Annotated in this window: 25 protein-coding genes; 10 read left to right on the top strand and 15 right to left on the bottom strand. The window is 70.4% G+C overall.

Annotation, left to right across the window (positions count from 1 at the left end):
- The first annotated feature begins 110 nt into the window (after window positions 1–110).
- Complete coding sequence (locus MSPGM_RS03895; RefSeq protein ID WP_003603743.1) at window positions 111–1,652, top strand: sensor histidine kinase; 1,542 nt, start codon at window positions 111–113, stop codon at window positions 1,650–1,652.
- Between the two features lie 6 nt (window positions 1,653–1,658).
- Here the strand turns inward: MSPGM_RS03895 and cobT are convergent, their stop codons facing one another.
- The gene (gene cobT / locus MSPGM_RS03890; protein ID WP_003603741.1) at window positions 1,659–2,696 is read right to left on the bottom strand and encodes a nicotinate-nucleotide--dimethylbenzimidazole phosphoribosyltransferase; all 1,038 of its coding nucleotides are present in this window, start codon (window positions 2,694–2,696) and stop codon (window positions 1,659–1,661) included.
- Between the two features lie 167 nt (window positions 2,697–2,863).
- Here cobT and cobS point away from each other — a divergent pair, with 167 nt between their 5' ends.
- The 5 genes from cobS (at window position 2,864) to MSPGM_RS03865 (ending at window position 6,025) form a co-directional block, all read left to right on the top strand.
- Complete coding sequence (cobS, locus tag MSPGM_RS03885) at window positions 2,864–3,691, top strand: adenosylcobinamide-GDP ribazoletransferase (protein ID WP_012752173.1); 828 nt, start codon at window positions 2,864–2,866, stop codon at window positions 3,689–3,691.
- A gap of 14 nt (window positions 3,692–3,705) precedes the next feature.
- Entirely contained in the window at window positions 3,706–4,383 is a 678-nt protein-coding gene (locus MSPGM_RS03880) for a DUF6891 domain-containing protein (protein ID WP_012752172.1), read from the top strand.
- A 54-nt stretch (window positions 4,384–4,437) separates the two neighbouring features.
- Window positions 4,438–4,650: a DUF1289 domain-containing protein gene (locus MSPGM_RS03875; RefSeq protein ID WP_003598862.1), complete on the top strand. Its 213-nt coding sequence runs from the start codon at window positions 4,438–4,440 to the stop codon at window positions 4,648–4,650.
- Complete coding sequence (locus MSPGM_RS03870; RefSeq protein WP_003598864.1) at window positions 4,647–5,339, top strand: TIGR02281 family clan AA aspartic protease; 693 nt, start codon at window positions 4,647–4,649, stop codon at window positions 5,337–5,339. Before MSPGM_RS03875 ends, MSPGM_RS03870 begins: the two co-directional genes overlap by 4 nt.
- A gap of 245 nt (window positions 5,340–5,584) precedes the next feature.
- Window positions 5,585–6,025, top strand: a complete 441-nt coding sequence (locus MSPGM_RS03865; RefSeq protein ID WP_003598865.1) for a hypothetical protein — start codon at window positions 5,585–5,587, stop codon at window positions 6,023–6,025.
- A 148-nt stretch (window positions 6,026–6,173) separates the two neighbouring features.
- On the opposite strand, the gene MSPGM_RS03860 is transcribed toward MSPGM_RS03865, so the two are convergent.
- The 8 genes from MSPGM_RS03860 to MSPGM_RS03825 all read right to left on the bottom strand — a co-directional run bounded on the left by MSPGM_RS03860 (window position 6,174) and on the right by MSPGM_RS03825 (window position 11,818).
- Window positions 6,174–6,572, bottom strand: coding sequence for a DUF3775 domain-containing protein (locus MSPGM_RS03860; protein WP_012252619.1), 399 nt, complete (start codon window positions 6,570–6,572; stop codon window positions 6,174–6,176).
- Window positions 6,573–6,796: 224 nt separating this feature from the next.
- Entirely contained in the window at window positions 6,797–6,931 is a 135-nt protein-coding gene (locus MSPGM_RS03855) for a hypothetical protein (RefSeq protein ID WP_003598869.1), read from the bottom strand.
- Between the two features lie 97 nt (window positions 6,932–7,028).
- Window positions 7,029–7,637: an NUDIX domain-containing protein gene (locus MSPGM_RS03850; RefSeq protein ID WP_261926392.1), complete on the bottom strand. Its 609-nt coding sequence runs from the start codon at window positions 7,635–7,637 to the stop codon at window positions 7,029–7,031.
- Window positions 7,634–7,900, bottom strand: coding sequence for a sulfurtransferase TusA family protein (locus MSPGM_RS03845; RefSeq protein ID WP_003598872.1), 267 nt, complete (start codon window positions 7,898–7,900; stop codon window positions 7,634–7,636). Before MSPGM_RS03845 ends, MSPGM_RS03850 begins: the two co-directional genes overlap by 4 nt.
- A 79-nt stretch (window positions 7,901–7,979) precedes the next feature.
- Window positions 7,980–8,384 (bottom strand): hypothetical protein, encoded by a 405-nt coding sequence (locus tag MSPGM_RS03840; RefSeq protein ID WP_003598874.1) that lies wholly within the window; start codon window positions 8,382–8,384, stop codon window positions 7,980–7,982.
- Between the two features lie 111 nt (window positions 8,385–8,495).
- On the bottom strand, window positions 8,496–9,866 hold the full coding sequence (locus MSPGM_RS03835) for a glutamate--cysteine ligase (RefSeq protein WP_003598876.1): 1,371 nt from the start codon (window positions 9,864–9,866) through the stop codon (window positions 8,496–8,498).
- A gap of 186 nt (window positions 9,867–10,052) precedes the next feature.
- Window positions 10,053–11,036, bottom strand: coding sequence for an asparaginase (locus MSPGM_RS03830; RefSeq protein WP_003598877.1), 984 nt, complete (start codon window positions 11,034–11,036; stop codon window positions 10,053–10,055).
- A 29-nt stretch (window positions 11,037–11,065) separates the two neighbouring features.
- On the bottom strand, window positions 11,066–11,818 hold the full coding sequence (locus MSPGM_RS03825) for a 16S rRNA (uracil(1498)-N(3))-methyltransferase (RefSeq protein WP_003598878.1): 753 nt from the start codon (window positions 11,816–11,818) through the stop codon (window positions 11,066–11,068).
- Window positions 11,819–12,125: 307 nt separating this feature from the next.
- Between MSPGM_RS03825 and MSPGM_RS03820 the strand changes: the two genes are divergently transcribed.
- The 3 genes from MSPGM_RS03820 to rmf are packed head-to-tail and all read left to right on the top strand — an operon-like array spanning window position 12,126 to window position 13,947.
- The gene (locus tag MSPGM_RS03820) at window positions 12,126–12,728 is read left to right on the top strand and encodes a hypothetical protein (RefSeq protein ID WP_003598880.1); all 603 of its coding nucleotides are present in this window, start codon (window positions 12,126–12,128) and stop codon (window positions 12,726–12,728) included.
- Window positions 12,729–12,764: 36 nt separating this feature from the next.
- Window positions 12,765–13,715 (top strand): 4-hydroxybenzoate octaprenyltransferase, encoded by a 951-nt coding sequence (gene ubiA, locus MSPGM_RS03815; protein WP_003598881.1) that lies wholly within the window; start codon window positions 12,765–12,767, stop codon window positions 13,713–13,715.
- Window positions 13,716–13,758: 43 nt separating this feature from the next.
- Window positions 13,759–13,947 (top strand): ribosome modulation factor, encoded by a 189-nt coding sequence (rmf, locus tag MSPGM_RS03810; RefSeq protein WP_012752168.1) that lies wholly within the window; start codon window positions 13,759–13,761, stop codon window positions 13,945–13,947.
- A gap of 120 nt (window positions 13,948–14,067) precedes the next feature.
- Here the strand turns inward: rmf and MSPGM_RS03805 are convergent, their stop codons facing one another.
- Window positions 14,068–14,568: a DUF6101 family protein gene (locus MSPGM_RS03805; RefSeq protein ID WP_003598883.1), complete on the bottom strand. Its 501-nt coding sequence runs from the start codon at window positions 14,566–14,568 to the stop codon at window positions 14,068–14,070.
- 365 nt (window positions 14,569–14,933) lie between these two features.
- Between MSPGM_RS03805 and MSPGM_RS03800 the strand changes: the two genes are divergently transcribed.
- Entirely contained in the window at window positions 14,934–15,752 is an 819-nt protein-coding gene (locus tag MSPGM_RS03800) for an inositol monophosphatase family protein (RefSeq protein ID WP_003598885.1), read from the top strand.
- 51 nt (window positions 15,753–15,803) lie between these two features.
- On the opposite strand, the gene MSPGM_RS03795 is transcribed toward MSPGM_RS03800, so the two are convergent.
- From MSPGM_RS03795 to MSPGM_RS03775, 5 genes are all read right to left on the bottom strand, one after another.
- Complete coding sequence (locus tag MSPGM_RS03795; RefSeq protein WP_012605861.1) at window positions 15,804–16,427, bottom strand: ABC-type transport auxiliary lipoprotein family protein; 624 nt, start codon at window positions 16,425–16,427, stop codon at window positions 15,804–15,806.
- A 120-nt stretch (window positions 16,428–16,547) separates the two neighbouring features.
- The gene (locus MSPGM_RS03790) at window positions 16,548–17,630 is read right to left on the bottom strand and encodes an MlaD family protein (RefSeq protein ID WP_003598888.1); all 1,083 of its coding nucleotides are present in this window, start codon (window positions 17,628–17,630) and stop codon (window positions 16,548–16,550) included.
- A gap of 71 nt (window positions 17,631–17,701) precedes the next feature.
- Window positions 17,702–18,538 carry an ABC transporter ATP-binding protein gene (locus MSPGM_RS03785; RefSeq protein WP_003598890.1) on the bottom strand — a complete coding sequence of 279 codons (837 nt, stop codon included), beginning with the start codon at window positions 18,536–18,538 and terminating at the stop codon, window positions 17,702–17,704.
- A gap of 33 nt (window positions 18,539–18,571) precedes the next feature.
- Complete coding sequence (locus MSPGM_RS03780; protein WP_003598891.1) at window positions 18,572–19,720, bottom strand: ABC transporter permease; 1,149 nt, start codon at window positions 19,718–19,720, stop codon at window positions 18,572–18,574.
- Between the two features lie 246 nt (window positions 19,721–19,966).
- Window positions 19,967–21,172, bottom strand: a complete 1,206-nt coding sequence (locus tag MSPGM_RS03775) for an MFS transporter (RefSeq protein WP_003598892.1) — start codon at window positions 21,170–21,172, stop codon at window positions 19,967–19,969.
- Between the last annotated feature and the right edge of the window lie 156 nt (window positions 21,173–21,328).

Genomic DNA, 21,328 nt, shown 5'->3' with positions numbered 1-21,328 from the left:
CTTCTTAACGGTTCGCACGGCACCCTGCGGGCTCTCCACCTCACCCCGTGCGCCGTTAGACCACGACCGGGCGCCCGGCGTTCCGATCCCGATTGGCGATCTCGACTGTTATGGCCGACCTCACAGCGGAGATGGTTCAGCGCGGGCGCGGGCCCTCCTCGCAAGAGGTGGCCAAGCGGCGCGGCATCGCGCGCGAAATGCGCTCGGCCCGGGAGCGGCTGACCTCCACGAGCGGCCTGGAGCGGGCCTTCGACACCGAACTCCTGCGCCTCTACGCTCAGTACCGGGTCGGGGCGGGCATTCCGCTCCTGATCCTGGCGCTCATGGTCGCGGGTGCTTCCTCGATCTGGGTGCCGGCCGTGACCGCGGCGATCTGGGCGGCCGGGGCGATCGCCGCCACCACCCTGATGCTGCTGCTCAGCCGCCGCTTCCTGCGGCAGGCGCCGGAAAGCCTGTCGCTGAAGCACTGGGGGCGCGCCTTCGTCGCCGCCGAGTTCGGCCAGAGCGCTGCCTGGGCGATGCTGCTGCTCGTGGGCGTTCCCGAGGCGCGCACCTTCGCGCTGTTCGGCCTCGTCATCGTCGCGGCGGTGACGACGATGCTCGCCGCGACGGTGCCGGTCGCCGCCCTGGCCGGCCTCGTGCCGCTGATGCTGGCGGCTTTGTCGCTGCTGATCTTTTCCAGCGACATGGACACGATGCTCCTCGTCGCAATGACCGTGGCGAGCCAGCTCTTCTTCGCCGGGCTGGCCCGCCGCCTCTACGCCTCCGCGGTCGGCACCCTGCAATCGCGGGCGGAGAAAGACGCGATCTTCGCCGAACTCGAACAGGCCAAGGCCAATTCCGACGAGGCCCGGCGGCGGGCGGAGGAGGCGAACCTCGCCAAGTCCCGCTTCCTCGCCACCATGAGCCACGAGCTGCGCACGCCGCTCAACGCCATCCTCGGCTTCTCGGAGGTGATGAAGAACGAGGTGTTCGGCGCCCACGTTGCCCCGGCCTACCGGGAATACGCCACCGACATCCACGACAGCGGGATGCACCTGCTCAATCTTATCAACGAGATCCTCGACCTCTCACGCATCGAGGCCGGGCGCTACGACCTCACCGAGGAGGCGGTGCAGCTCGCCCATACGGTCGAGGAGTGCCGCCACATGATGACCCTGCGCGCCCGCAGCAAGGGCCAGACCTTCGCCAGCCTGATCGACGATTCCCTGCCGCGCCTCTGGGCCGACGAGCGGGCGCTGCGCCAGATCGTGCTCAACCTGCTCTCGAACGCGGTGAAGTTCACGCCGCCGGGCGGCGAGATCACGATCAAGGTCGGCTGGACCTCGTCGGGCGGGCAATATCTCAGCGTCAAGGATTCCGGACCCGGCATCCCCGAGGACGAACTCGGCACGGTGATGTCGTCGTTCGGGCGCGGCTCGCTGGCGATCAAGACCGCCGAGCAGGGCTCCGGCCTCGGCCTGCCGATCGTGAAGGGTCTGATCGATCTCCATGGCGGCGGCTTCCAGCTCAAGTCGAAGCCGCGCGAGGGCACCGAGGTGATCGTCACCTTCCCCGCGAGCCGCGGCATGGACACCCTGCCCGCGATGACGCTCGCTGCCGAGAAGGCTCCGGCCGAGGCGGCGTCCGCCCGGCGTGCGCGGGCGGCCTGACGGACGTCAGTCCGCGCTCTTGCCCGAGACCCCCGCCTGCTCGAACGTCGCCATGTCGCGGTGGCAGGCGAGCGCGCCCTTCAGCAGGCCGAGCGCCAGGGCCGCGCCCGAGGCTTCGCCGAGGCGCATGTCGAGCGACAGGACGGGCTTGAGGCCGAGCCGTTCCAGCACCTCGCCATGCGCGCCCTCGGCCGAAAGATGCCCGGCGATGCAGTGGTCGAGGGCGTGAGGGTCGGCGGCGTGCAGAATGGCCGCCGCGGCGGTCGCGACATAGCCGTCGAGCACCACCGGCACCCTCTGCAGTCGCGCGGCGAGGATGGCCCCGGCCATCGCCGCGATCTCCCGGCCACCGAGGCGCGCCAGGATCGTCAGCGGGTCGCCGAGATGATCCTTGTGGGTTTCGAGCGCCAGCCGCACGGCCTGCGCCTTGCGGTCGAGGCCGGCCGCATCGAGGCCGGTGCCGCGCCCGACCCAGTGCTCGGCCTCGCCGCCGTAGAGCGCGGCGTAGATCGCCGCCGCGACCGTGGTGTTGCCGATGCCCATCTCGCCGACCGCGAGGCAATCGGTGCCCGCCGCCACCGCCTCCATGCCGAAGGCCATGGTGGCGACGCACCCCTTCTCGTCGAGGGCCGGGCCGGAGCAGATGTCGCCGGTCGGCAGATCCACGGCGAGGTCGAACACCCGGAAGCCGAGGCCGTAGGCGGCGCAGAGCTGGTTGATCGCCGCCCCCCCGGCGGCGAAGTTGTCCAGCATCTGCCGGTTGACCGCGGCCGGGAAGGCCGAGACGCCGCGCTCCACCACGCCGTGGCTGCCGGCGAACACGCAGACCATCGGCCGGTCGAGCGTGGGCTTGGCCTTGCCCTGCCAAGCGCCGAGCCATTCCACGAGACCTTCGAGCCGCCCGAGCGCGCCCGGCGGCTTGGTGAGGCTGGCATCCCGCGCCCGGATCGCGGCGACCGCGTCCCCGTCGGGGCCGGGCATCTCCGTAAGCAGGCGGCGGATGTCGGCGAAGGGCGAGGTGTCGGGGGTCGGGCTGGAGGTCATCGGCAGGGCTCGTGCGCGTCGGATGCGGGAAAAACGAAGGAGGTCGCCCGATCGGTGCGGGAATTGCCACCGGATAGCCAGCGGCGCCGCGTAGCAGGCAGCCGGCTCCCGGCGCTATAGAAGCGGACGGGCCCGCGGTACAGGCGGCCGAAGGGAAGGGCAGCGGAATGATCGAGCGCAGTGGCCGCGATCTCGGACCGCCCTTTCCCGGGGCGGAGCTGGTCTACGATCTCGCCGCCTGCCTTCGCTTCTTCACCCGCCTGCCGGTTCCGCCGCTGCCCGACGAGCCGGCGCCCTACGCCGCGCCGGATTTTCGCACCGTGCCGCGGATGCTGCCGCTGGCCGGGCTGCTGATCGCCGCGCCCGCCGCCCTGGTGCTGGTGCTGGCCTGGGAGATCCGGCTTGGGCCGTTCGTCGCCGCGGCACTCGCCCTCGTGGCGCTCGCGCTGATCACGGGCGCCATGCACGAGGACGGCTTGGCCGACGTCGCCGACGGGTTCGGCGGCGGGCAGAGCCGCGAGCGCAGCCTGGAGATCATGCGCGACAGCCGCATCGGCGCCTATGGCGGCACCGCTTTGTTCCTCGGGCTGGCGCTGCGGGCGGCGATGCTCGCCACCCTGCTCGACCGCTCCGGCGGGCTCGCCGCCGTGTCGCTGCTGTTCGCCGCGGCCCTGTCGCGGACGGTGGCGCTGCTCCCGCTTGCGATCCTCGACCCCGCCCGTCCCGGCGGCGCGGGCGCCGCCGTCGGCCGGCCGACCCGGGCGACGCTGGGAATCGCGGGATCGATCTGCCTGATCCTTGCCGGGATCGCCGCCGCCCTCGGCCTGCCGCCGCTGGGTCTCGGCCTCGCGCTGATCCTGGCGCCGCTCGCGGCCTTCGGCCTGAGCGCGCTCGCCGAACGAAAGATCGGCGGACAGACCGGCGACGTGGTCGGCGCCTGCCAGCAAGTCGGCGAGATCGCGGTGCTGCTGGCCCTGGTGGCGGCGACGGCCTAGGCGAGATCCGCATGATGCTGGAGATCCTCCGCCGACTCTTCCAGAGCCGGAGGGTGATGGCGCCGAGCCAAGCCCCGTCCGACTCGCCCCTGGAGGCGATCGACCGGGCCGACACCGCCGAGCGGATCGAGATCCTGGCCCGCGGCGGCTTCGAAACCGAAGCTTCGACGCTCGAGACGATCCTGGACGAGTACCTGAACCCCGACGAGATCGACCCCGAGGATCGCCGCTGGGTCGAGGCGGAGGTGGCGCGCGCCTTCGCACGCAAGCGGGCCGACGAGGCGACGTGGCCGCTGGAAACGGATTTCGACCGCCTCGCCATCGCCTTCGACACACTCGACGCGAGCGGGATCATCGCACTGCACGATGCCGGCTACACCCGCTCGGACGGCATCTCGGATGCGGCCGAAATCTATCACCAGCGCCGGGAGCGCGGGCGTGCCTCGCGGGGGTTCGTCTTCTACCACGGGCAGGATGTCGAAGCGGTCGTCTGCGACCAGGGGCTCTACCTCGCCTTCGGCGCGTTCGACGACCGCGACGCGACCATGGCCGCCATCGCCGCCGAGATCGTGGCGGCCGTGGAGGCGCAAGGCTTGCGGACGCATTGGGAGGGGGATGTGGGGACGCGCATCCTCGTCCACCCGATCCACTGGTTGAAGCGCAGCCCGTCCGACGACCCGCGGGCGGCGTAAGGTTTTCGGTGAGACCTTGATTCACGGCCCCGCTCCGTCCCATTTGCACGGGCGATGCTGGCGACCCCTTCGAAAAAACCCTCCTCACCCTGCACCAAGCTCTGCGTGCTCGATGCCGTGACCGGCCTGTGCGAGGGCTGCGGGCGCACGCGTGACGAGATCGGGCTATGGGGCTCGCTCTCCGAGGCGCAGCGGCTGGCCGTCATGGCTGCGCTGCCCGAGCGGCTGCGCCGGGCCTATCCCGGCCGGGAGGCATGCGCGCCATGATGTGGGCCGCGCTCGCCATTCTCGGGGTCGGCCTCGCCGTCCTGATCGCCAACCACGACGGCGGCCCGGTGATGGGGCTCGATTCCGACCAACTCGCCGGCGTCGTGTCGATGACCGCGCTGCTGCTGCTGCTCGTCGCCGGCCGCTGGCGGCAGGCGCTCGTCATGCCGGGCAAGACCCTGGCTTCGATCCTGATCTGGCTCGCCATCGGCGCGGTGATCGTCGTTGGCTACACCTATCGCGACGACGCGCAGCGGGTCGGCGCCAACGTCGTCGGGGCGCTGCGCCCCGGCACCGCGGTCGTCGGCCCCGGTGGCGAGGTGACGATCACCCGCCGCTCCGACGGCGATTTCGCGGTGCTGGCGGCGGTGAACGGCGGGGCCGAGCAGCGCTTCGTCTTCGACACGGGCGCGAGCAGCGTCGTGCTCACCGCCGAGACCGCCGAGCGCCTCGGCATCCGTCCGCCGGAGAGCGCCTTCACCCAGCGCGTCTCCACCGCCAACGGCACCGCACTCACGGCACCGATCCGGCTCGACTCGATCACCGTCGGGCCAATCACCGAGCGCAACGTCAACGCGATGGTGAGCCGGCCCGGCATGCTGACCACCAACCTGCTCGGCCAGAGCTTCCTCGATCGGTTGCCCTCCTACGAGGTGCGCGGCGACCGGCTGATCCTGCGCAGCCGCTGACGGGCGTCCGCGCCGCCCGCCGCTTCCGAAGCCGCCCGGGACGTTTTCAGGCTCGCGGTCGGTGCTCTGTCCGAGCACCATCAGACGGCCTCGACGGGGCCGACGACCTTGCTCGTCACCGCGATGGCAAGAGTGAACCACGTCCACGGACAAATCGTTTGAACGGCTCAGCCTTCCCGGCGCGGGTAACGATCCGCGACGGTGCAAAGCTGTGAGGGGAGCGTTTCGAACGGAGTTTTCCGACCTTGGCTATACTTCCTTACCGCGCCGCCCGGCGTCTTCCCCTCGTTGCCGGACTCTCGGCCGTCCTGCTCGGCCTCGCGCCGCTCGCCGTCTCGGCTCAGTCCGTGGTCACACCGGACGTCGAGGCACCCCCCGTCGAGGCGCCGACCGCGCCCGATCTCGGCAACGGGCTTCCCCAGGGCGCCTTGGTCTTTCACGGTAATTATTGCGGCCCGGGCAGCCGCGGCGCCGGCCTTCCCCCGATCGATGCCCTCGACCGGGCCTGCATGCACCACGATGCCTGCTCGCCGCCGGTGGGCCAGGGGCTGCCGACCTGCTCCTGCAACGACCAGCTGGCGCGCGAGGCCAGGCAAGTGGCCCGGACGCCGCGGATCGACGACGAATTGCGGACAGCGGCGGAGTTCGTCGCCGTCGGCGCGAAGGCGCTGGCCTGCGAACCCTAAAATCTAACTCTGACACGGCATCGGCCCGGAGCGCTCGTTCCGGGCCGATGTCATTTTGCGCGATGCAGGTCTCGTTCAAAGCGCGGCGGGCCGCGACTCGTCCGGCTTTCAACGGGCGTGTCCGCGACCTCACGCCGGGTGGGGCGCCCTAGGCCTCGGGCGGCTCCATGGGAATTCCCAGCGCATCGAGACCTTCTTCGAGGAGCGGCGCCGCATCCGGCGTGCCGAGCAACTCGCGGATCACGGTATCGCCCGCCGCCTCACGCTCCTTGGCGAAGTTGACCGCCGTGTGCCATTCGGCCGCCTCGTAGTCGCCGCGGCCGATATAGAGCAGGGCCCCGAGATCGGCGCGCTCATCCTCGTTGAGCCCGGCGATCATGCTGCGGATCTCCTGCTCGGTGGCGTCGTCGGTGCCACCGACCAGCATGTCGATCGAGCCGTCATCGGTCGGGTTGGAGCCCGAATCCGGATCGGTCGCGCCTTCCTTCACCTCGACCGCCCGCAGCCGCAGGATGATCTCGGTGATCTTGTCGAGGGCAATGTCCATACGTGGCTCCAGCATCGACGGCCCACGATACGCGGCGCGTCGGGTTCGAACGGAACGCGCCGTGTCCGCCGCGATCGCCCGGGCCGGCCGGTGACGTCGGGCTGCGACAGGGCGCAGAGCCTCGACAACCCATGGCGTGGCCGTTGGTTCGGCCGTGCCGGAGCACCATGCGGAATCGGGAGAGGAAAGGGGTGGAAGCGGCGGGCGCGGTGGCCCGGACAGCCTCAGGCCCGCGGCGGGTATCCGCCCGGCTCGGCGTCCGCGGTCCGCGCCGGGCGTTCCTCCTCCCGTCGGTGCCACATCAGCAGCAGGGCGGAGATCACGAGCCAGGGACCGGCGATCCCGATGAAGAAGGACATGAGCGCATCTCCCCGCGGCGGCGTCTGCTGTTTCGAGAAAATCCGGTCCGCGTGAGAGAGGATGATAGGGGCTGCCGACCGGTCCGCAAGCGGCGCGTCAGGCGAACAATTCGGGGCGGCGCAGGCGGAGCGAGAGCAGGAGCACCAGCGTCTTCATATCGACGATCTCGCCGGCCTCGCTCATGGCGGCGAGGGTGGAGAGCGGCATCTCGACCACGGTGATCGCCTCGTGCTCCTCGGCCAAGCCGCCGCCCGGCCCTTCCCGGTCGCTCTCCGCGTAGGGGGCGAGGTACAGGTGCATCCGCTCGGTGGAGATCCCCGGCACGCTCCACACCGTGGAGACCGGCTCGAGATGCGACAGCCGCAGGCCGGTCTCCTCGAAGGCCTCCCGGCGCACGCCCTCCGCCGGATCGGCCTCGTCGAGCAGGCCGGCGGGCACTTCCAGCAGGTCGGTCACGCCCGCGGTGAAGAAGGGTGGAGCGCGGAACTGCCGGATCAGCAGGGCCACCTTGCGCTCGGGATCGTAGGGCAGCACGCAGACCGCCTCGCCGTGATCCTCGATCTCGCGGGTCACCGCAGCGCCCTCGGGAGTCGTCACTTCGGCGACGAGGAAGGTTGCCCAGCCATCGTGGACGGTGCGGGTGCCGCGGATCTCGGGGGCATGGCGTCTCCGGTTCGGGGCTTCAGGTCGGAATCTCGGGGTCAGGCTTGCGCAGGCGGGCGGTCGACGCCGCGGCGGATCAGGAAGCGCGCGGCCGGGCCGTGGCGCTCCAGCGCCTCCAGCGCGGCCCCTTCCTCGCGGACGACGTTGGGGATGTCGATCCCGGCCAGCGGATCGGTTGCGGTCACGGCCAGGCGCGCGCCGGGCGCGAGGGCCCGCAGGGCCTTGCGCGTGCGGAGCGCGGGGAGGGGGCATTTGAGGCCGCTGAGGTCGAGTTCGACCGTGCCGTCCTGCGAGATCTCGGACATGGGAGCGGCGCATAACACGAAAACGCCCTGCCGGCTGAACCCAGCCGCAGGGCGTTGTCTTCAGCGGTGGAGGAGACGGCTACCAGCCGTAGGGGCCGTAGCCGTAATAGCCGCCATAAACCGGGTAGCCGTAGCCGCCGTAATAGCCGACGGGGACGCCGTAGCCGTAATAACCGCCATAGGCCGGATAGCCGTAGTAGCGGGGGGCCGCGCTGGCCGCGATCGCGCCGCCGATCAGGCCGAGCGCCGCACCCGCGAACAGCGCACCCGCGACGTTGCGGCGGCGATAACCGTAGCCGTAACGGGGGCCGTAATAGCCGCCGTAGTATCCGCGGCGCCAGCCGACGGTCTCGACGGCGGGGCCGCCGGCGACCTGCGCAGCGCTCATCGCCGGCAGGGGCGCGGCCTGGACGGGCGAAACGGCCGTCACCGTCAGGCTCGCCGCGGTGAGGCCGGCCAGCGTCAGGGTCGTGATGCGGGACATGGATGCGAACTCCTTACGCGATAAGGAACACGCAGAGGAACAACGCCGCACAGAACGCGTTCCGACTGCCCCGCTTGCTGGGGAAGAAAATCTAGGGTGGTACCCGCACGATCAGAACGTGCAGGTGGTGAAGGCCGGATCGACCGACTTCTCCCAGGGGCCTTCGTAGTCGGCGAGCCGCTCCTGCGCGTGGCTGCGGCCGGCGGCCACGATCGCCTCCAGCGGCTGGAGATAGACCGCCTCGTCGCGGCCGTTGCCGTCGCGGCGCGCCCGCGCCTGAAGCCCGGTGCGGGCGATGGCGAGTGCTTCCGCCGCGACCGCGCCGAGACAGCGCCCGCCGATGCTGGCATGGAGCCCGAGCCGCGGCACGGCCGCGCGCATCGATTCCCGCTCGCTGGCGGACCAGCCGCGCACCAGATCCCAGGCGGCGGAGAGGGCGGTCTCGTCGTAGAGGAGCCCGACCCAGAAAGCCGATTGCGCGGCGATCATCGCCGGCCCGCCGACATCGGCGCCGCGCATCTCGAGGAAGCGCTTGAGCCGCACTTCCGGGAAGACGGTGGAGGCGTGGTTCGCCCAATCCGAGACGGTGGCCCGCTCGCCCGGCAGTTGCGCGAGGCGCCCAGCCATCAGGTCGCGGAACGAGGCCCCGGCGACGTCGTGGTAGGTCTCGCCGCGCTTGACGAAATACATCGGCACGTCGAGCAGCCAATCGGCGTAAGCCTCGTAGCCGAAGCCCTCATCGAAGGCGAAGGCCAGCATGCCGGTGCGGTCGGGGTCGGTGTCGCGCCAGATCTCGGAGCGGCGCGACAGGAAGCCGTTGGGCCGCCCGTCGGTGAAGGGCGAGTTGGCGAACAGCGCCGTGGCGATGGGCTGAAGCGCGAGGCTGACGCGCATCTTGCGCACCATGTCGGCCTCGGAGGCGAAGTCGACGTTCACCTGCACGGTCGCGGTGCGCAGCATCATGTCGAGGCCGAGCTTGCCCACCTTCGGCATGTAGTTGCGCATGATGCGGTAGCGGCTCTTCGGCATCTGCGGCGTCGCCTCGCGGGTCCATTTCGGACTCATGCCAAGGTCGAGGAAGCCGATGCCGAGAGGCTCGGCCGCGCGCTTCGTGGCAGCGAGATGCTCGTCGAGTTCGGTCGCGGTCGCGTGGATGTCGGGCAGCGGCGCACCGGAGAGTTCGAACTGGCCGCCGGGCTCGATCGAGATCGCACCACCGCCCTCGGGTCCCGCCAGACCGATGATGTTGCCGGCATCCAGGATCGGCTCCCAGCCGGTCTCCCGGCCGAGATTTTCCAGAAGCGCCCGGATGCCGCGCTCGCCCTCATATGGAACGGGCATGTGGTCGGCGGTGTAGAACGGGATCTTCTCGTGCTCGGTGCCGATCGCGAACCGTGCGCGCGGTTTCTCGCCCGCGGCGAACCACGCGATCAGTTCGTCCCGCGTCGTGAGCGGGGTGGTGTCGGACGTGTCGCGCGCCATGCGCTGCCTCGAAGGTAACGTCGGTCGAAGGGGTCAGCGGCGCGCCGAGAATCCGCCACCGGAGGGGCCGTCAGCAGCCGCACCGGATGTCGTGTCCTTAGAGGACGCTGCAAGAGTGAACAACGCGCCCGCCGACCGCATGGCAGACATGACATAAGCTAATATTTGCGGCGTCTGCCCCGCCGATCACCGATCCGCGAAATAGGCGCCGTAGGCGGCCCGATCCACCCCCGCCCGAAGGAGAAGCTGGAGCATCAGCCGCGCTTTCACGCCCGACAGGATGCCGGCCGAGAGCGCGCCGCGACCCAGCAGATCGATCTCACCGCCGGGATACCCGTATGTGCGCGAGAACACAGGACCGGTCTCGGTGCGGGAGGCGAGCACCACCGGAAGTCGCGCGATCAGGGTGGAGACGATCTCCGCCAGCGCCTCCGGCACGTGGCCCGCGCCCATTCCCTCGATCACGACGCCCGCGAAGCCGAGATCGGGCAGGGCGGCGAGCAGCCGCCCGTCGTCGCCGATCCCCATCTTCAGGAGCGCCACCGGGGTCGGCTCGTCCGTGAAAGGACCGGTCAGCGTGAGGCTGCGGTGGGATCGCAGGAAAATCCGGGCCTCGCCCTCGATCACGAGGCCGACCGGGCCGGCGAGCGGTGAGCGGAAGGCCGAGGGCAGGGCGGTGTGAGCCTTCTGCACGAGGCGGGCGGCGTGGATCTCGTCGTTGAGGACGGCGAGCACGCCCATTCCACGCGCCGCCCCGCTGCCGGCGACGATGGTCGCGGCCAGCAGGTTGCCGGGCCCGTCGGCGCCGGCGCTTTCCGGCCCGCGCATCGCGCCGGTGACGACGACGGGCTTGTCGCCGGCGACCAAGCTTTCGAGGACGAAGGCCGTTTCCTCGATCGTGTCGGTGCCCTGGATCACCACCGCGCCGTCGAGGTCGCCCGCGAGACGCTCGTTCAGCGTGCACGCCACGCCGATGAGGTCGTCGAGGGTGAGTCCGGCGCTCGGCCGGCGCAGGGGCGAGAGCGTCTCAATGGATGCCACCGCGGCCAGGCCCGGCACCGAGTCCGCGAGGTCGGCGGCCGTCAGCGTCGGCACGATCCCGCCCTCAAGGCTCCGGGTCATGGTGATCGTCCCGCCCAGAGACAGGAGGAGGATGCGGGGCAGCGTCATTCTTTAAGATATCCTCGATTCGGCCCGGCTCACCGCGCATCCCCCAGCACGGCCTGTACCAGCGCCAGCACCGCCACGGCGGCCGTATCCGCCCGCAGGATGCGCGGGCCCAGCGACAGCGCGACCGTGTTGGGGCGGGCGGCGATCAGCGCGCGCTCTTCGGCGTGGAATCCGCCCTCGGGCCCGACCAGCACGGCGAGCGGCGGCGGGTTCGCCGGATCAGCCGCGCCGCGCAGGGCCGCCACCGGATCGGTGACCGATGCGTCCTCGTCGCAGAATACGAGCAGGCGATTCGCTTCGAGGGCATCGAGGCAGGCGGGCAGCCGGGCCGGCTCGCCGATCTCCGGCACGGAGAGGATGCCGCATTGCTCGGCCGCCTCGATCGCGTTGGCCTGGAGACGATCGAGCTTGATCCGCTCGCCTTGGGTGAAGCGGGTGAAGACCGGCTGGAGGCGCCCCGCGCCCATCTCCACCGCCTTCTGCGCCATGTAGTCGATCCGGCCGGTCTTCAGCGGCGCGAACAGGTAATGCAGATCGGCCGGCGCCGGCTGCGGCCGGGTCTGCGCCACCACGCGCAGGTCCGCGCTCTTGCGGCCCTGCGGCACGATCTCGGCGCGCCACTCACCGTCGCGCCCGTTGAACAGCAGGACGGGCTCGCCCTCCGCGCGGCGCAAAACCGTGAGCAGGTAGTTCGCCTGCGCCCGCTCCAGCGGCAGGACGCGCCCCTCCGCCAGATCCGCTTCGACGAAGAGGCGTGGAGCGGTGAAGTCGTAAGCAGCCATGGTCTCTCGCAGGCAAGCCGGTCTCGTCGCGTGGCGGCCCCGGCCTGTCAATCGGCAGCGGCCCGACGCTCACTGGTGCAAAAACAGCACGCCCCGAATGTTTCAAGGCGTTTCCCACGCTCCTGGCATTCGTGCGGCGGAAGGCACCATTGGCGCCACAATCCCGTGCGCAGAAGACTTCCGCATCGAAACACTTCAAGCCCCTCTGCCGGGCCCATGGCGCGAGCCGCCAGGGATTCAGGCCGGATGGGCGCTGCGGGATCGGGGGTACACCCGTCGCGGCATGCGGGGAGAAGGACCGGGCCGAATGTCTGCCAGGATTGTTGCACCGACGAAGACCGCCGCCGCTCTTGTCGGCCTTGTCCTGCTGGCTGGGCCGGCTCTGGCCCAGAGCATGGGCGGGATGCCGCTGCCGTCGATGGATACGCCGGCGGAGCCCGCGCCCTCGGCCGGCGCGCCGATGAGCGTTCCCGCGCCGATGGCTCCGGCTGCGCCCGCCCAATCCGTGCCGCAGCAGGCGGGCACGGATTGCAGCTCGATCCAGAAGACGCTGATCGAGCGCAAGAACCTCGTGGCCAAGGCCAACTCCGCCTCGAACTCGAAGAAGAAGATGACGCCGCAGGAGGCGTGCTCGCTGTTCGGCCAGCTCCAGGCCAACGGCGCCACCGGCATCAAGTGGATCACCGCCAACAAGGAGTGGTGCTCGATCCCGGATTCGTTCTCGGAAGGCTTCAAGGCCGACCACAACAAGGTGGCGGCGATCCGCACCAAGGTCTGCGGCATCGCCGCCCAAGCCACGAAGATGGAAGCCCAGGCCAAGACCCAGGCGCAGAACGGCGGCGGTGGCGGCGGTCTGCTCGGCGGTCCCGGCCTGTCGGGCGCCTTCCGCATGCCGCAGGGTGCGCTTTAAAAGACGCGTTCTAAGGTCTTCAGCGCCGCGTCACAGTTGCCCTCTCCGTCCGAGCCCGGCTCCGGCCGTGTCGCCGACGCGGTCGCCGGCCATTGGGCCGACCGGCTCGCGCCGGCCGGGGCGCGGCCCTATCTGCGCCTCGCCCGGATCGAGCGGCCGATCGGCTGGTGGCTGCTGCTGCTGCCGTGCTGGTGGTCGGCGGCCCTCGCGGCGACTGCCGCCGGCAATCCCGGCCCCCATCTCGGCCATCTCGTGCTGTTCCTGATCGGCGCGGTGGCGATGCGCGGCGCCGGCTCGACCTACAACGACATCGCCGACCGGAAGCTCGACGCGCAGGTCGAGCGCACCCGCTCGCGCCCGCTCCCTTCGGGACAGGTGACGACGAAACAGGCCGCCGCCTTCCTCGTGGCCCAGGCGCTGGTCGGCCTCGCGGTGCTGCTGCAATTCAACGCGACCGCGATCCTCGTCGGCATGCTCTCGCTGGCGCCGGTGGCGATCTACCCGTTCATGAAACGGGTGATGCCGATGCCGCAGGCGGTGCTCGGCCTCGCCTTCGGCTGGGGCGCCTTAATGGGCTGGGTCGCCGTGTTCGGCCGCCTCGATCCGCCGGCCCTGTGGCTCTACGCGGGCACGATCTGCTGGATCGTCGGCTACGACACGATCTACGCGGTGCAGGACATCGAGGATGACGAGATCGTCGGCATCCACTCCTCGGCCCGGCTGTTCGGGGCGCGCCTGCGGCTCGCGGTGGGGCTGTGTTACGCGGGCACCATCGCCCTGTTCGTGCCGGCGCTGATCGGCGCCGGGGCCGGCCTGTTGAGCTGGCTAGGTCTCGGGCTGTTCGCCGCCCATCTCGCCCGGCAGGTCATGCATCTTTCCGAGCGCGACGGACTGCGAGCCCTGGCGCTGTTCCGCTCGAATCGCGATGCGGGCCTCATCCTGTTCGCGGGGCTCGCCGCCGACGCGCTGTGGCAGGGTCTGCACTGAATCGGCCGTGGCGAGGGCTTGTCCCCGCGCCATATTCGATTCTATGAGTGAGACAGATCCGCACCGACCACCCGACGACCCGATTACCCAGGGCGCCCGTGCCCGGATCCAGGGGCGTCCGCGCGACGCCTGCCCCTATCCGGTGAATTCGCCCGAGCGCACGGCGTGGCTCGAGGGCTATGACGGCTCTCCGGCCGACCGTTCGCCGGACAGGCCGCTCGACAACGGCTGAGGCGGGACACCGTCTCATACCAAATCCGTTTGATCCCTTCGGGATGGCGGATTTGGGCTTCGCTCAGGCGCCGCGCGGACTTGCTGATACGGTCCCCGCTTTCATCAAGCGGAGACCGTCTCAGCCGCGGGAGATGATTTCGCTCTCGCCCCGGTGGATGCAGGGCCGGGCCGGGAGACGGGCGGGCTTGCGCCGCACGAGGAAGCGCGGGCGGCGTCCGCTGAGCGCGGCGTGACGGCGGCGCTGGCGGCCCTTGCCGAGCACGACCGGGCCGAGCTGCTGCGAGACCGGGACGATGGCGCCGTCCTCGCGCAGCAGCATCCGGGCAAGACCGCCCGTGGTCGAGATGTCGCGCCACACCGCCACGACATCCTCCTCCGGGAACGGCCCGAGCCGCATCGTCACCTCGCCCTCGCCGTCGACGAGAAGCAGGGAGAAGCGGTCCTCGCCGCAGGCATCGGCCGCATCGTCGGCGAAAGCCAGCGCCACACCGACGGGCGCGAGGCCATGGGCCGCCCCGAGAACCGGCAGCGGCGTCGCCTGAACCGTGATGCAGGGCGCGCTCATCTCGTCCTCGCCGCCGGGCCGACAGTTCTGATTCATGATCTCGAAAGTCATCATCGGTTCGACGCCCTATCCCGTGTCGCGGTCTCTTTCGGACGCGCTGATCTGACAAGCACAGTGCCGGTCGTCTCCCCCAAGGCGCCTTAAGAGTGAGCGTTAAGCGTTCGTGGATCGAGCCGAAGTCTGCCGGATGCTCAACGGACCCTTGCCGGGATTGGTGCAAATGTCGGTAACCGTGTGGGCGCCGCGGCGCCGGCTCGGCGCTGCCGCTGAGCGTGCGCGCGGCCGGGGCGGCCCGCCCTGCATCACTGCGTTCCGAAATCCGATGGCTACTTTTTCCGCCGATGCTCTAGAACGAAAGGGTGTCGGCGCCGTTCAAGCGGCATGAGGCCGGCTTTGAACGAACGGCTCCGACCGGATCCATGACTCAGACGACATCCTCTCTCGCGGCGCTGCGGCCCGTGCTGCACGACGCGATCCGGGAGGCCGCCGCGCTCGCGCTGCCCTTCTTCCGCCAGGGGGATCAGACCAGCGCCCGGGTCTGGTCGAAGGCCGGCGGCTCGCCCGTCACCGAGGCGGACGTCGCCGTGGACACCTTCCTCAAGATCCGGCTCTCGCAGATCGAGCCGCGGGCGGCTTGGCTCTCGGAGGAGACCAGCGACGATCCGGTGCGGCTCGGCCACGACTTCGTTTGGATCGTCGATCCGATCGACGGCACCCGCGCCTTCCTGTCCGGGCATCCCGATTGGTCGATCGCCGTCGCTTTGCTGGCCCGGGGCGAGCCGGTGCTCGGCGGCGTCTTCGCCCCCGCGACCGAGCAGTTCTACGAGGCGGTGGCCGGCGAGGGCGCGACCCTCAACGGAGCGCCCATTCGCGTCGCGCCGCAGGCCACGCTGGAGGGCGCACGCATCACCGGTCCGAAGCCAATGCAGGACCGCCTGCTTGACGGCGCGGCGCGGCTCGGGCCGCGCCCCTCGGTCACGGTGGTCGATCGGGTGCCCTCGTTGGCGCTGAGGCTCGCACGGGTGGCCGAGGGCCGGATCGATCTCGGCCTCGTCTCCCGGGATGCGCGGGATTGGGATCTCGCCGGCGCGGACCTCATCGTCCGCGAGGCGGGCGGCGTGGTCTGCGATCTTCAGGGCCGGCCGGCGGTCTACAACCGCCCGGAGCCGCGCCACGGCGAGTTGATCGCCGTGCCGCTGCCGCTGCGCGATCCTGCTCTGGCCGCGCTGGAGGCGTGAGCGCCGGAGCCGGGCGAACTCGCTCGGGTAAAGGGTGAGAGAGCTGCGGCTCTACCGCGCGGTATTCACCCAGCGCACGAGGTCGGCGAGCACTTGGCCCAATGCCGCATCGAGGCCGGCGGCGGCGCTTTGCGGATCGACCTTCTTCACCGGCACGCGGGCGGTGAAGACGCGGGCGTTGACGACCCGTCCGGTTCCCTCGGCGATCAGCTTGGCCGAGAGGTCCACCACTGCTTCGCCGGTGCCGGAATTGACGTCGAACTCGCGGATCTCGCTGACGAGCTGGTAGTCCGACGGCACCTTGTCGCTGGGCCGCGAGACCGAGCGCAGGCGGCCGGTATTCTCCAGGCTCTGGATCACCCGCGTCTGGATCAGCCGCGGCAGGCGGTCGGCCCACTGGCCGCCGCCGAGGAAGGACAGGGAGCCGCCGGGCTCGCGCACGATGATGCGGTCGGCCTCCATCGGCTGCAGGCCGACGGGCTCGGACACGACGATCGAACGTGCTGCGCCGCCCGCCCGCGCCTGACCCGGCAGGGCGGCGAGGTCGAAGGTGAGCGGCGTGCCGCCGCCGCAGCCGCCGAGGAGCGCGAGCGGCGCGAGAAGGGCGCCCGCCCTCAGGATGCGGCCGGACAGGTGGCGACCGGGAAGAGCAGGCGAGAGAGGAAGACGCGTCATACGCTCGGGCACCGTCCGTTCGCTGTCGGGGAGACTGACACCCCCTCTAGCACGCGGGAGCATACGCCAACGCTCAAGCTGCGCCGTGCGTGCCGACACATCGTCCGGAAACCGAACCGCTCAGCGGCCACCGTTGTATTCCGGCAACGACGGCTTGCCACCGAAAATAACCTGTGATGGGTCTCGCTCCAGGCTGCGGGCCGCCCGGCTCAGGGTGTTGAGCGTGCGCTGGCCGTCGCTCGACAGCGCCTCGACCTCGCGCCGGCTCGTACCCGACAGGCGGTTGAAGCTCGTCGAGATGTTGGCGGTGCGCTTGTCGAGGTTCTCCGACAGTGCCCGGAACGCCCGGCCGGCGTCGCGCACGGAGATCGCCGCCTCGCGGATCTCGGCGAAGGTGCCCGCACCCTGCTGGCCCGAGGCCGAGCCAAGGAAGCCCTCCGCGCCCTTGAGCACGCCGTCGATCTTGTCGGCGGAGGCGTTGAGCTTGGCCGCGAGGCTGCGGGCGTCGTGCAACCCGGCCTGGATATCCCCACTCGAATTCGCCAGCGCGGTCGAGAAGGTCTCGGCGTTCTCGATCACCCGGTTGAGGCGCTGCCCGTCCACCGATTTGACGAGGCCGGCGATGGAGGGCCCGGCCTCGGCCAGCGTCTTCGAGAAGGACTCGACATTGGCGAGGGTGCGGTTGATCGCGCCCTCATTGCCGGCCACGACCTTGTCGAGGCGCTGGAGCACGTCGTCGGCTCGCTGCGCGATCTGCTTGGCCGCCGCCATCATGTCTTGGATGTCGCTCGAATCGGCGAAGATCGTCGGCATCTTGTCGCCCGAGCCGGGCGTGAGGGCGGGTGCGTCGGCGCTGCCGCCGGAAAGCGCGATCTGGGAGACGCCGGTCAGCATCGCGGAATCGAGCCGCGCGCGGGTGTCGGCGCGCAGCGGCGTCGAGGGATCGACCTGCACGATCGCTACGACCCGGCGCGGGTCCTGCGGCAGCAGGCGCACGTCGAGCGCCTCGCCGACCTTGATGCCGTTGAACGAGACGGTCGAGCCCTTGGCCAGCCCCCCGACCGAGCCGGAGAACACGATGCGGAGCGCCTGGGTCGCCTGTCCCCGGGAGCCGCCCTGGAGCCAGAACACGAAGCCGAAGGCGGCCAGCACGACGCCGATGGTGAAGGCGCCGATCAGGACGTAGTTTGCGCGAGTCTCCATCGGCTCAGCTCTAATCCCGATCGGAGGGGGCGAAGCGGTGCGAAACCGCACCGGGGGCGATCATCCGGGCCTTACGCATGGGCGTAGCCGGGCTGCGCGAGTTGGCTCGGCGTGGCGATGGCGCGGGCGCGCTTGCCGTGGAAGTAGGAGCGCAGCCAGGGATGGTCGCTCGCCAGCATCTCCTCGATCGTCCCCTGCGCGATGATCCGGCCGTCGCCCAGCGCCGCGATGCGGTCGCAGGCGGTGTAGAGGCTGTCGAGATCGTGCGTCACCATGAAGACCGTCAGGCCGAGCGTCTTCTTCAGGGTCGAGACGAGGTCGTCGAACTCGCCTGCGCCGATCGGGTCGAGGCCCGAGGTCGGCTCGTCGAGGAACAGGATTTCCGGGTCCAGCGCCAGCGAACGGGCGAGCGCGGCACGCTTGATCATGCCGCCCGAGAGTTCCGAGGGGTACTTGTCGGCGGCATCCGGCTTGAGGCCGACCATCTCGATCTTGAGGCGGGCGAACTCGTCGAGCAGGCGCTCCGAGAGCTTCAGATGCTCGCGCATCGGCATCTGGATGTTCTGCTTGACGGTGAGACCCGAGAACAGCGCCCCCTGCTGGAACAACACGCCCCAGCGCTGCTCCAATTGACGGCGCCGGGCCACGGTGAGCCCGTCCACGTTCTCGCCGAAGATCTCGATCGTGCCCGAGCGTTTCGGCACCAGCCCGAGGATGGTGCGTGTCAGCACCGACTTGCCCTGACCCGAGGGACCGACGAATCCCAGAATCTCGCCGCGGCGGATGTCGAGGTCGAGCCCCTTCATCACCGTGCGCTGGCCGAAGCCGACCACGAGATCACGCACGCGAATAATCGCATCGCTCTGGGCGGCGGTTGGCCCGGCCGGGGAAAGATGAGGGGTGGTCAAAGGGTCCGTCCGAACGTCGTTTGCCTGAAAAGGCTAGAAATCGATCGCGGCGAAGAAGACCGCGAACAGGCCATCCAGCACGATCACCATGAAGATTGACTTGACGACTGAGGCGGTGACGTGGCGCCCGAGCGACTCCGCCGAGCCCTCGACCGCGAACCCCTCGATCGTCGCGATGATGCCGATGGTCAGCGCCATGAACGGCGCCTTGATGAGCCCGACCGCGAAATGGTGGAACGACACCGCCGCCTGGAGCCGCGCCAGGAAGGCGTCGGTGGTCATGCCGCCATAGATCGCGGCGGTGAGGCCGCCGCCCGCGAGCGCGGCGAGCGAGCCGAGGAAGGCCAGGATCGGCAGGCCGATCACAAGTGCGAGAATGCGCGGCAGGATCAGGATTTCGATCGGGTCGAGGCCCATCACACGCAGGGCATCGACCTCCTCGCGCATCCGCATCGAGCCGATCTCGGCGGTGAACGCCGAGCCGGAGCGGCCCGCCACCATGATCGAGGTGAGGAGCACCCCGAGTTCGCGCAGGATCAGCAGGCCGATCAGGTTCACGACGAAGCTCTGCGCCCCGAAGCGCTGGAGCTGGAAGATGCCCTGCTGCGCGACGATGCCGCCGACGAGGAACGAGATCAGCACGATGATCGGCACGCCGCGGAGCGCCACCTGTTCGAGCTGGTTGACGAGCGCGGCCATGCGGAAGGTCTGCGGCCGGCGCGCGACCCGGCCGCCGGCGGCGACCACCTCGCCGAGGAAGGCGATGCCGGACAGGATCTCGTTGCCGCCGCGCGCCACGCGCTGACCGGTGGTGTCGAGGAAGCGCAGGGCCGGGTTGCGGGTATCCTGCGGCACCGGTTCGGGCTCGCGCAGGCCCATCTCGCCGAGCAGGATGCGGTGCTCGGGCCGCGCCCCGGCATAGGCCAGCCGCCCGCCCGCCGCCTCGATCTCGGCGCGGGTCCGCTCCAAGACCCAGGCGCCGAGGGTGTCGAGCCGGGCCAAGCCGCTGAGGTCCACCAGCACGGGCTGAGTCCGGCCCTGGGCGGCGATGCGCGCCGAGGCGCTCTCGACCGCCGGACCCTGGTCCGCGGTCCAGCGGCCATGCAGGATCACGCGGCCGCCGCCCGCATCGAGGTCGGCGCCCGCGGCTTCCGAGATGCCCGAGCCGTCTGCGATCCGCACGCGCCGCTCCCGCTTCCGCTCTAGCCTATCGTTTTTGCATCATCTTTTTCCGAACGCCGGAGGCCACCTTTCGGGACGATGCTCTCGGGATCTTGAAACGAATTCCTTACCAAGAACCGTCGAATCCGAACCTTCGGGCTCGATGCTCCGGCGGGCTCAAGCCGCCTTTCGGGGCTCTGCCAAGAGCGACAGCTTTTCGCCCCGCCAAAGGGATGATCCCGTTGGGATCCCGATACCGGGCGCTGGCTATACCTTATGGAAAGAGCCGCCGCCAAATCGGTGGGGATCATGGATGCGTTGCGCCAGCGCCACGAGGACGAGGCCGGCGAGCGCCAGCGGTGCCATCATCAGGAAGGTCGAAGGCCCGCCGAACGAGCGGTAGACCGCGCCGCAGGCCAGCGTCGCCAGCGCCGAGACGAGCGCGGTCGAGGCGCCGATCGTCCCCTGCGCCCGGCCGCGGGCGCCGTCCGGCGCGAAGCCGGAGACCGCCGCCATGATGCCGAGATGGGTCGCGCCGAAGGTGAGGCCGTGCAGCATCTGAAGCGGCAGGAGCAGGGCCAGCTCCCCGTCCGCGAGGCTGAGGCCCAGGGCCCGCAGCAGAGCCGCCGCCGCCCCGAGGCCGAGCAGGCGGAACGGGCTGCGCCACCGCGCGGGAAAGCGGCCGACGAGGGCGAACAGCGTGATCTCAGCCGCGACGCCGACCGCCCAGAGCGCGCCGATCCAGGGCGGCGAGACGCCGTGGCGGGCCCAATCGAGGCTGCCAAAGGCGTAGATCGCCGCATGACTCGCCTGGATCAGCGCCGCTGCGGCGATGGAGAGCCGCAGCACCCGCGGCAGAGGCGGAGAGGCTCCGCTCTTCGAATGCGGCTCGGCGGGCGGGGCGACCTCCTGGCCCGAGGCTGCGACCAGGGTTGCGGCAAGCGCGAGCCCGGTGAGCAGCAGCGGCACCGCCACCCGGTCGCCGAGCATTCCGAGCAGCGCGCCGCCCGCGAGGTTCGCGGCGAGGAAGGCGACCGAGCCGCACAGCCGGATGCGGGCATAGTCAATCCGCTTCGAGCGGCGGGCGGCGGCAAGCGTCAGGTAGTCGATGCTCGGCACCAAGGGAGCCTGCGCCACGGCGTTCACGACGATCAGAGGGACGAGCAGGGCCGCAGCGATGGCGGCGGCGGCCGGCATCAGGGCATAGCTCAGCGCCAGGGTGAGGCTTCCGGCCACGAGCAGGGTGCGCGGGCGCACGCCGCGATCGATCCGTCCCATCAGCGGCCGCGTCGCGACGACCTTGGTGGCGATCGGCAGGGCGAGCAGCAGGCCGATCAACCCGGCATCGAGGCCGAGCGCGCCGAGCCACATGGGCATGAACGGCATGGCGATGCCGATCTCGACGAAGACCACGGCGTAGAGGAGACCGAGGCGGACGGGATCGGGCTCGCCGGTCGGGGCTGTGCGTGTCACGGAATCGCGGCGAAGCGGGCCGCCCCTTTCGATCGGTCAAAAACGTCGCGCGGCGGGGCGAAGCGAAGGAAAGCGTAAGCCGCTGTTAAAGCACGCCTGTCAATCTGCCGCCGACCGTCAATCGTCGCGGCACTCCTCGCGGTGGGGCCCGAGTCT

Source organism: Methylorubrum sp. GM97, assembly GCF_024347855.1.
GTDB lineage: Bacteria > Pseudomonadota > Alphaproteobacteria > Rhizobiales > Beijerinckiaceae > Methylobacterium > Methylobacterium extorquens.
Note: the sequence above shows the minus strand (reverse complement) of the source record. Positions and strands in the feature narration are given on the sequence as shown.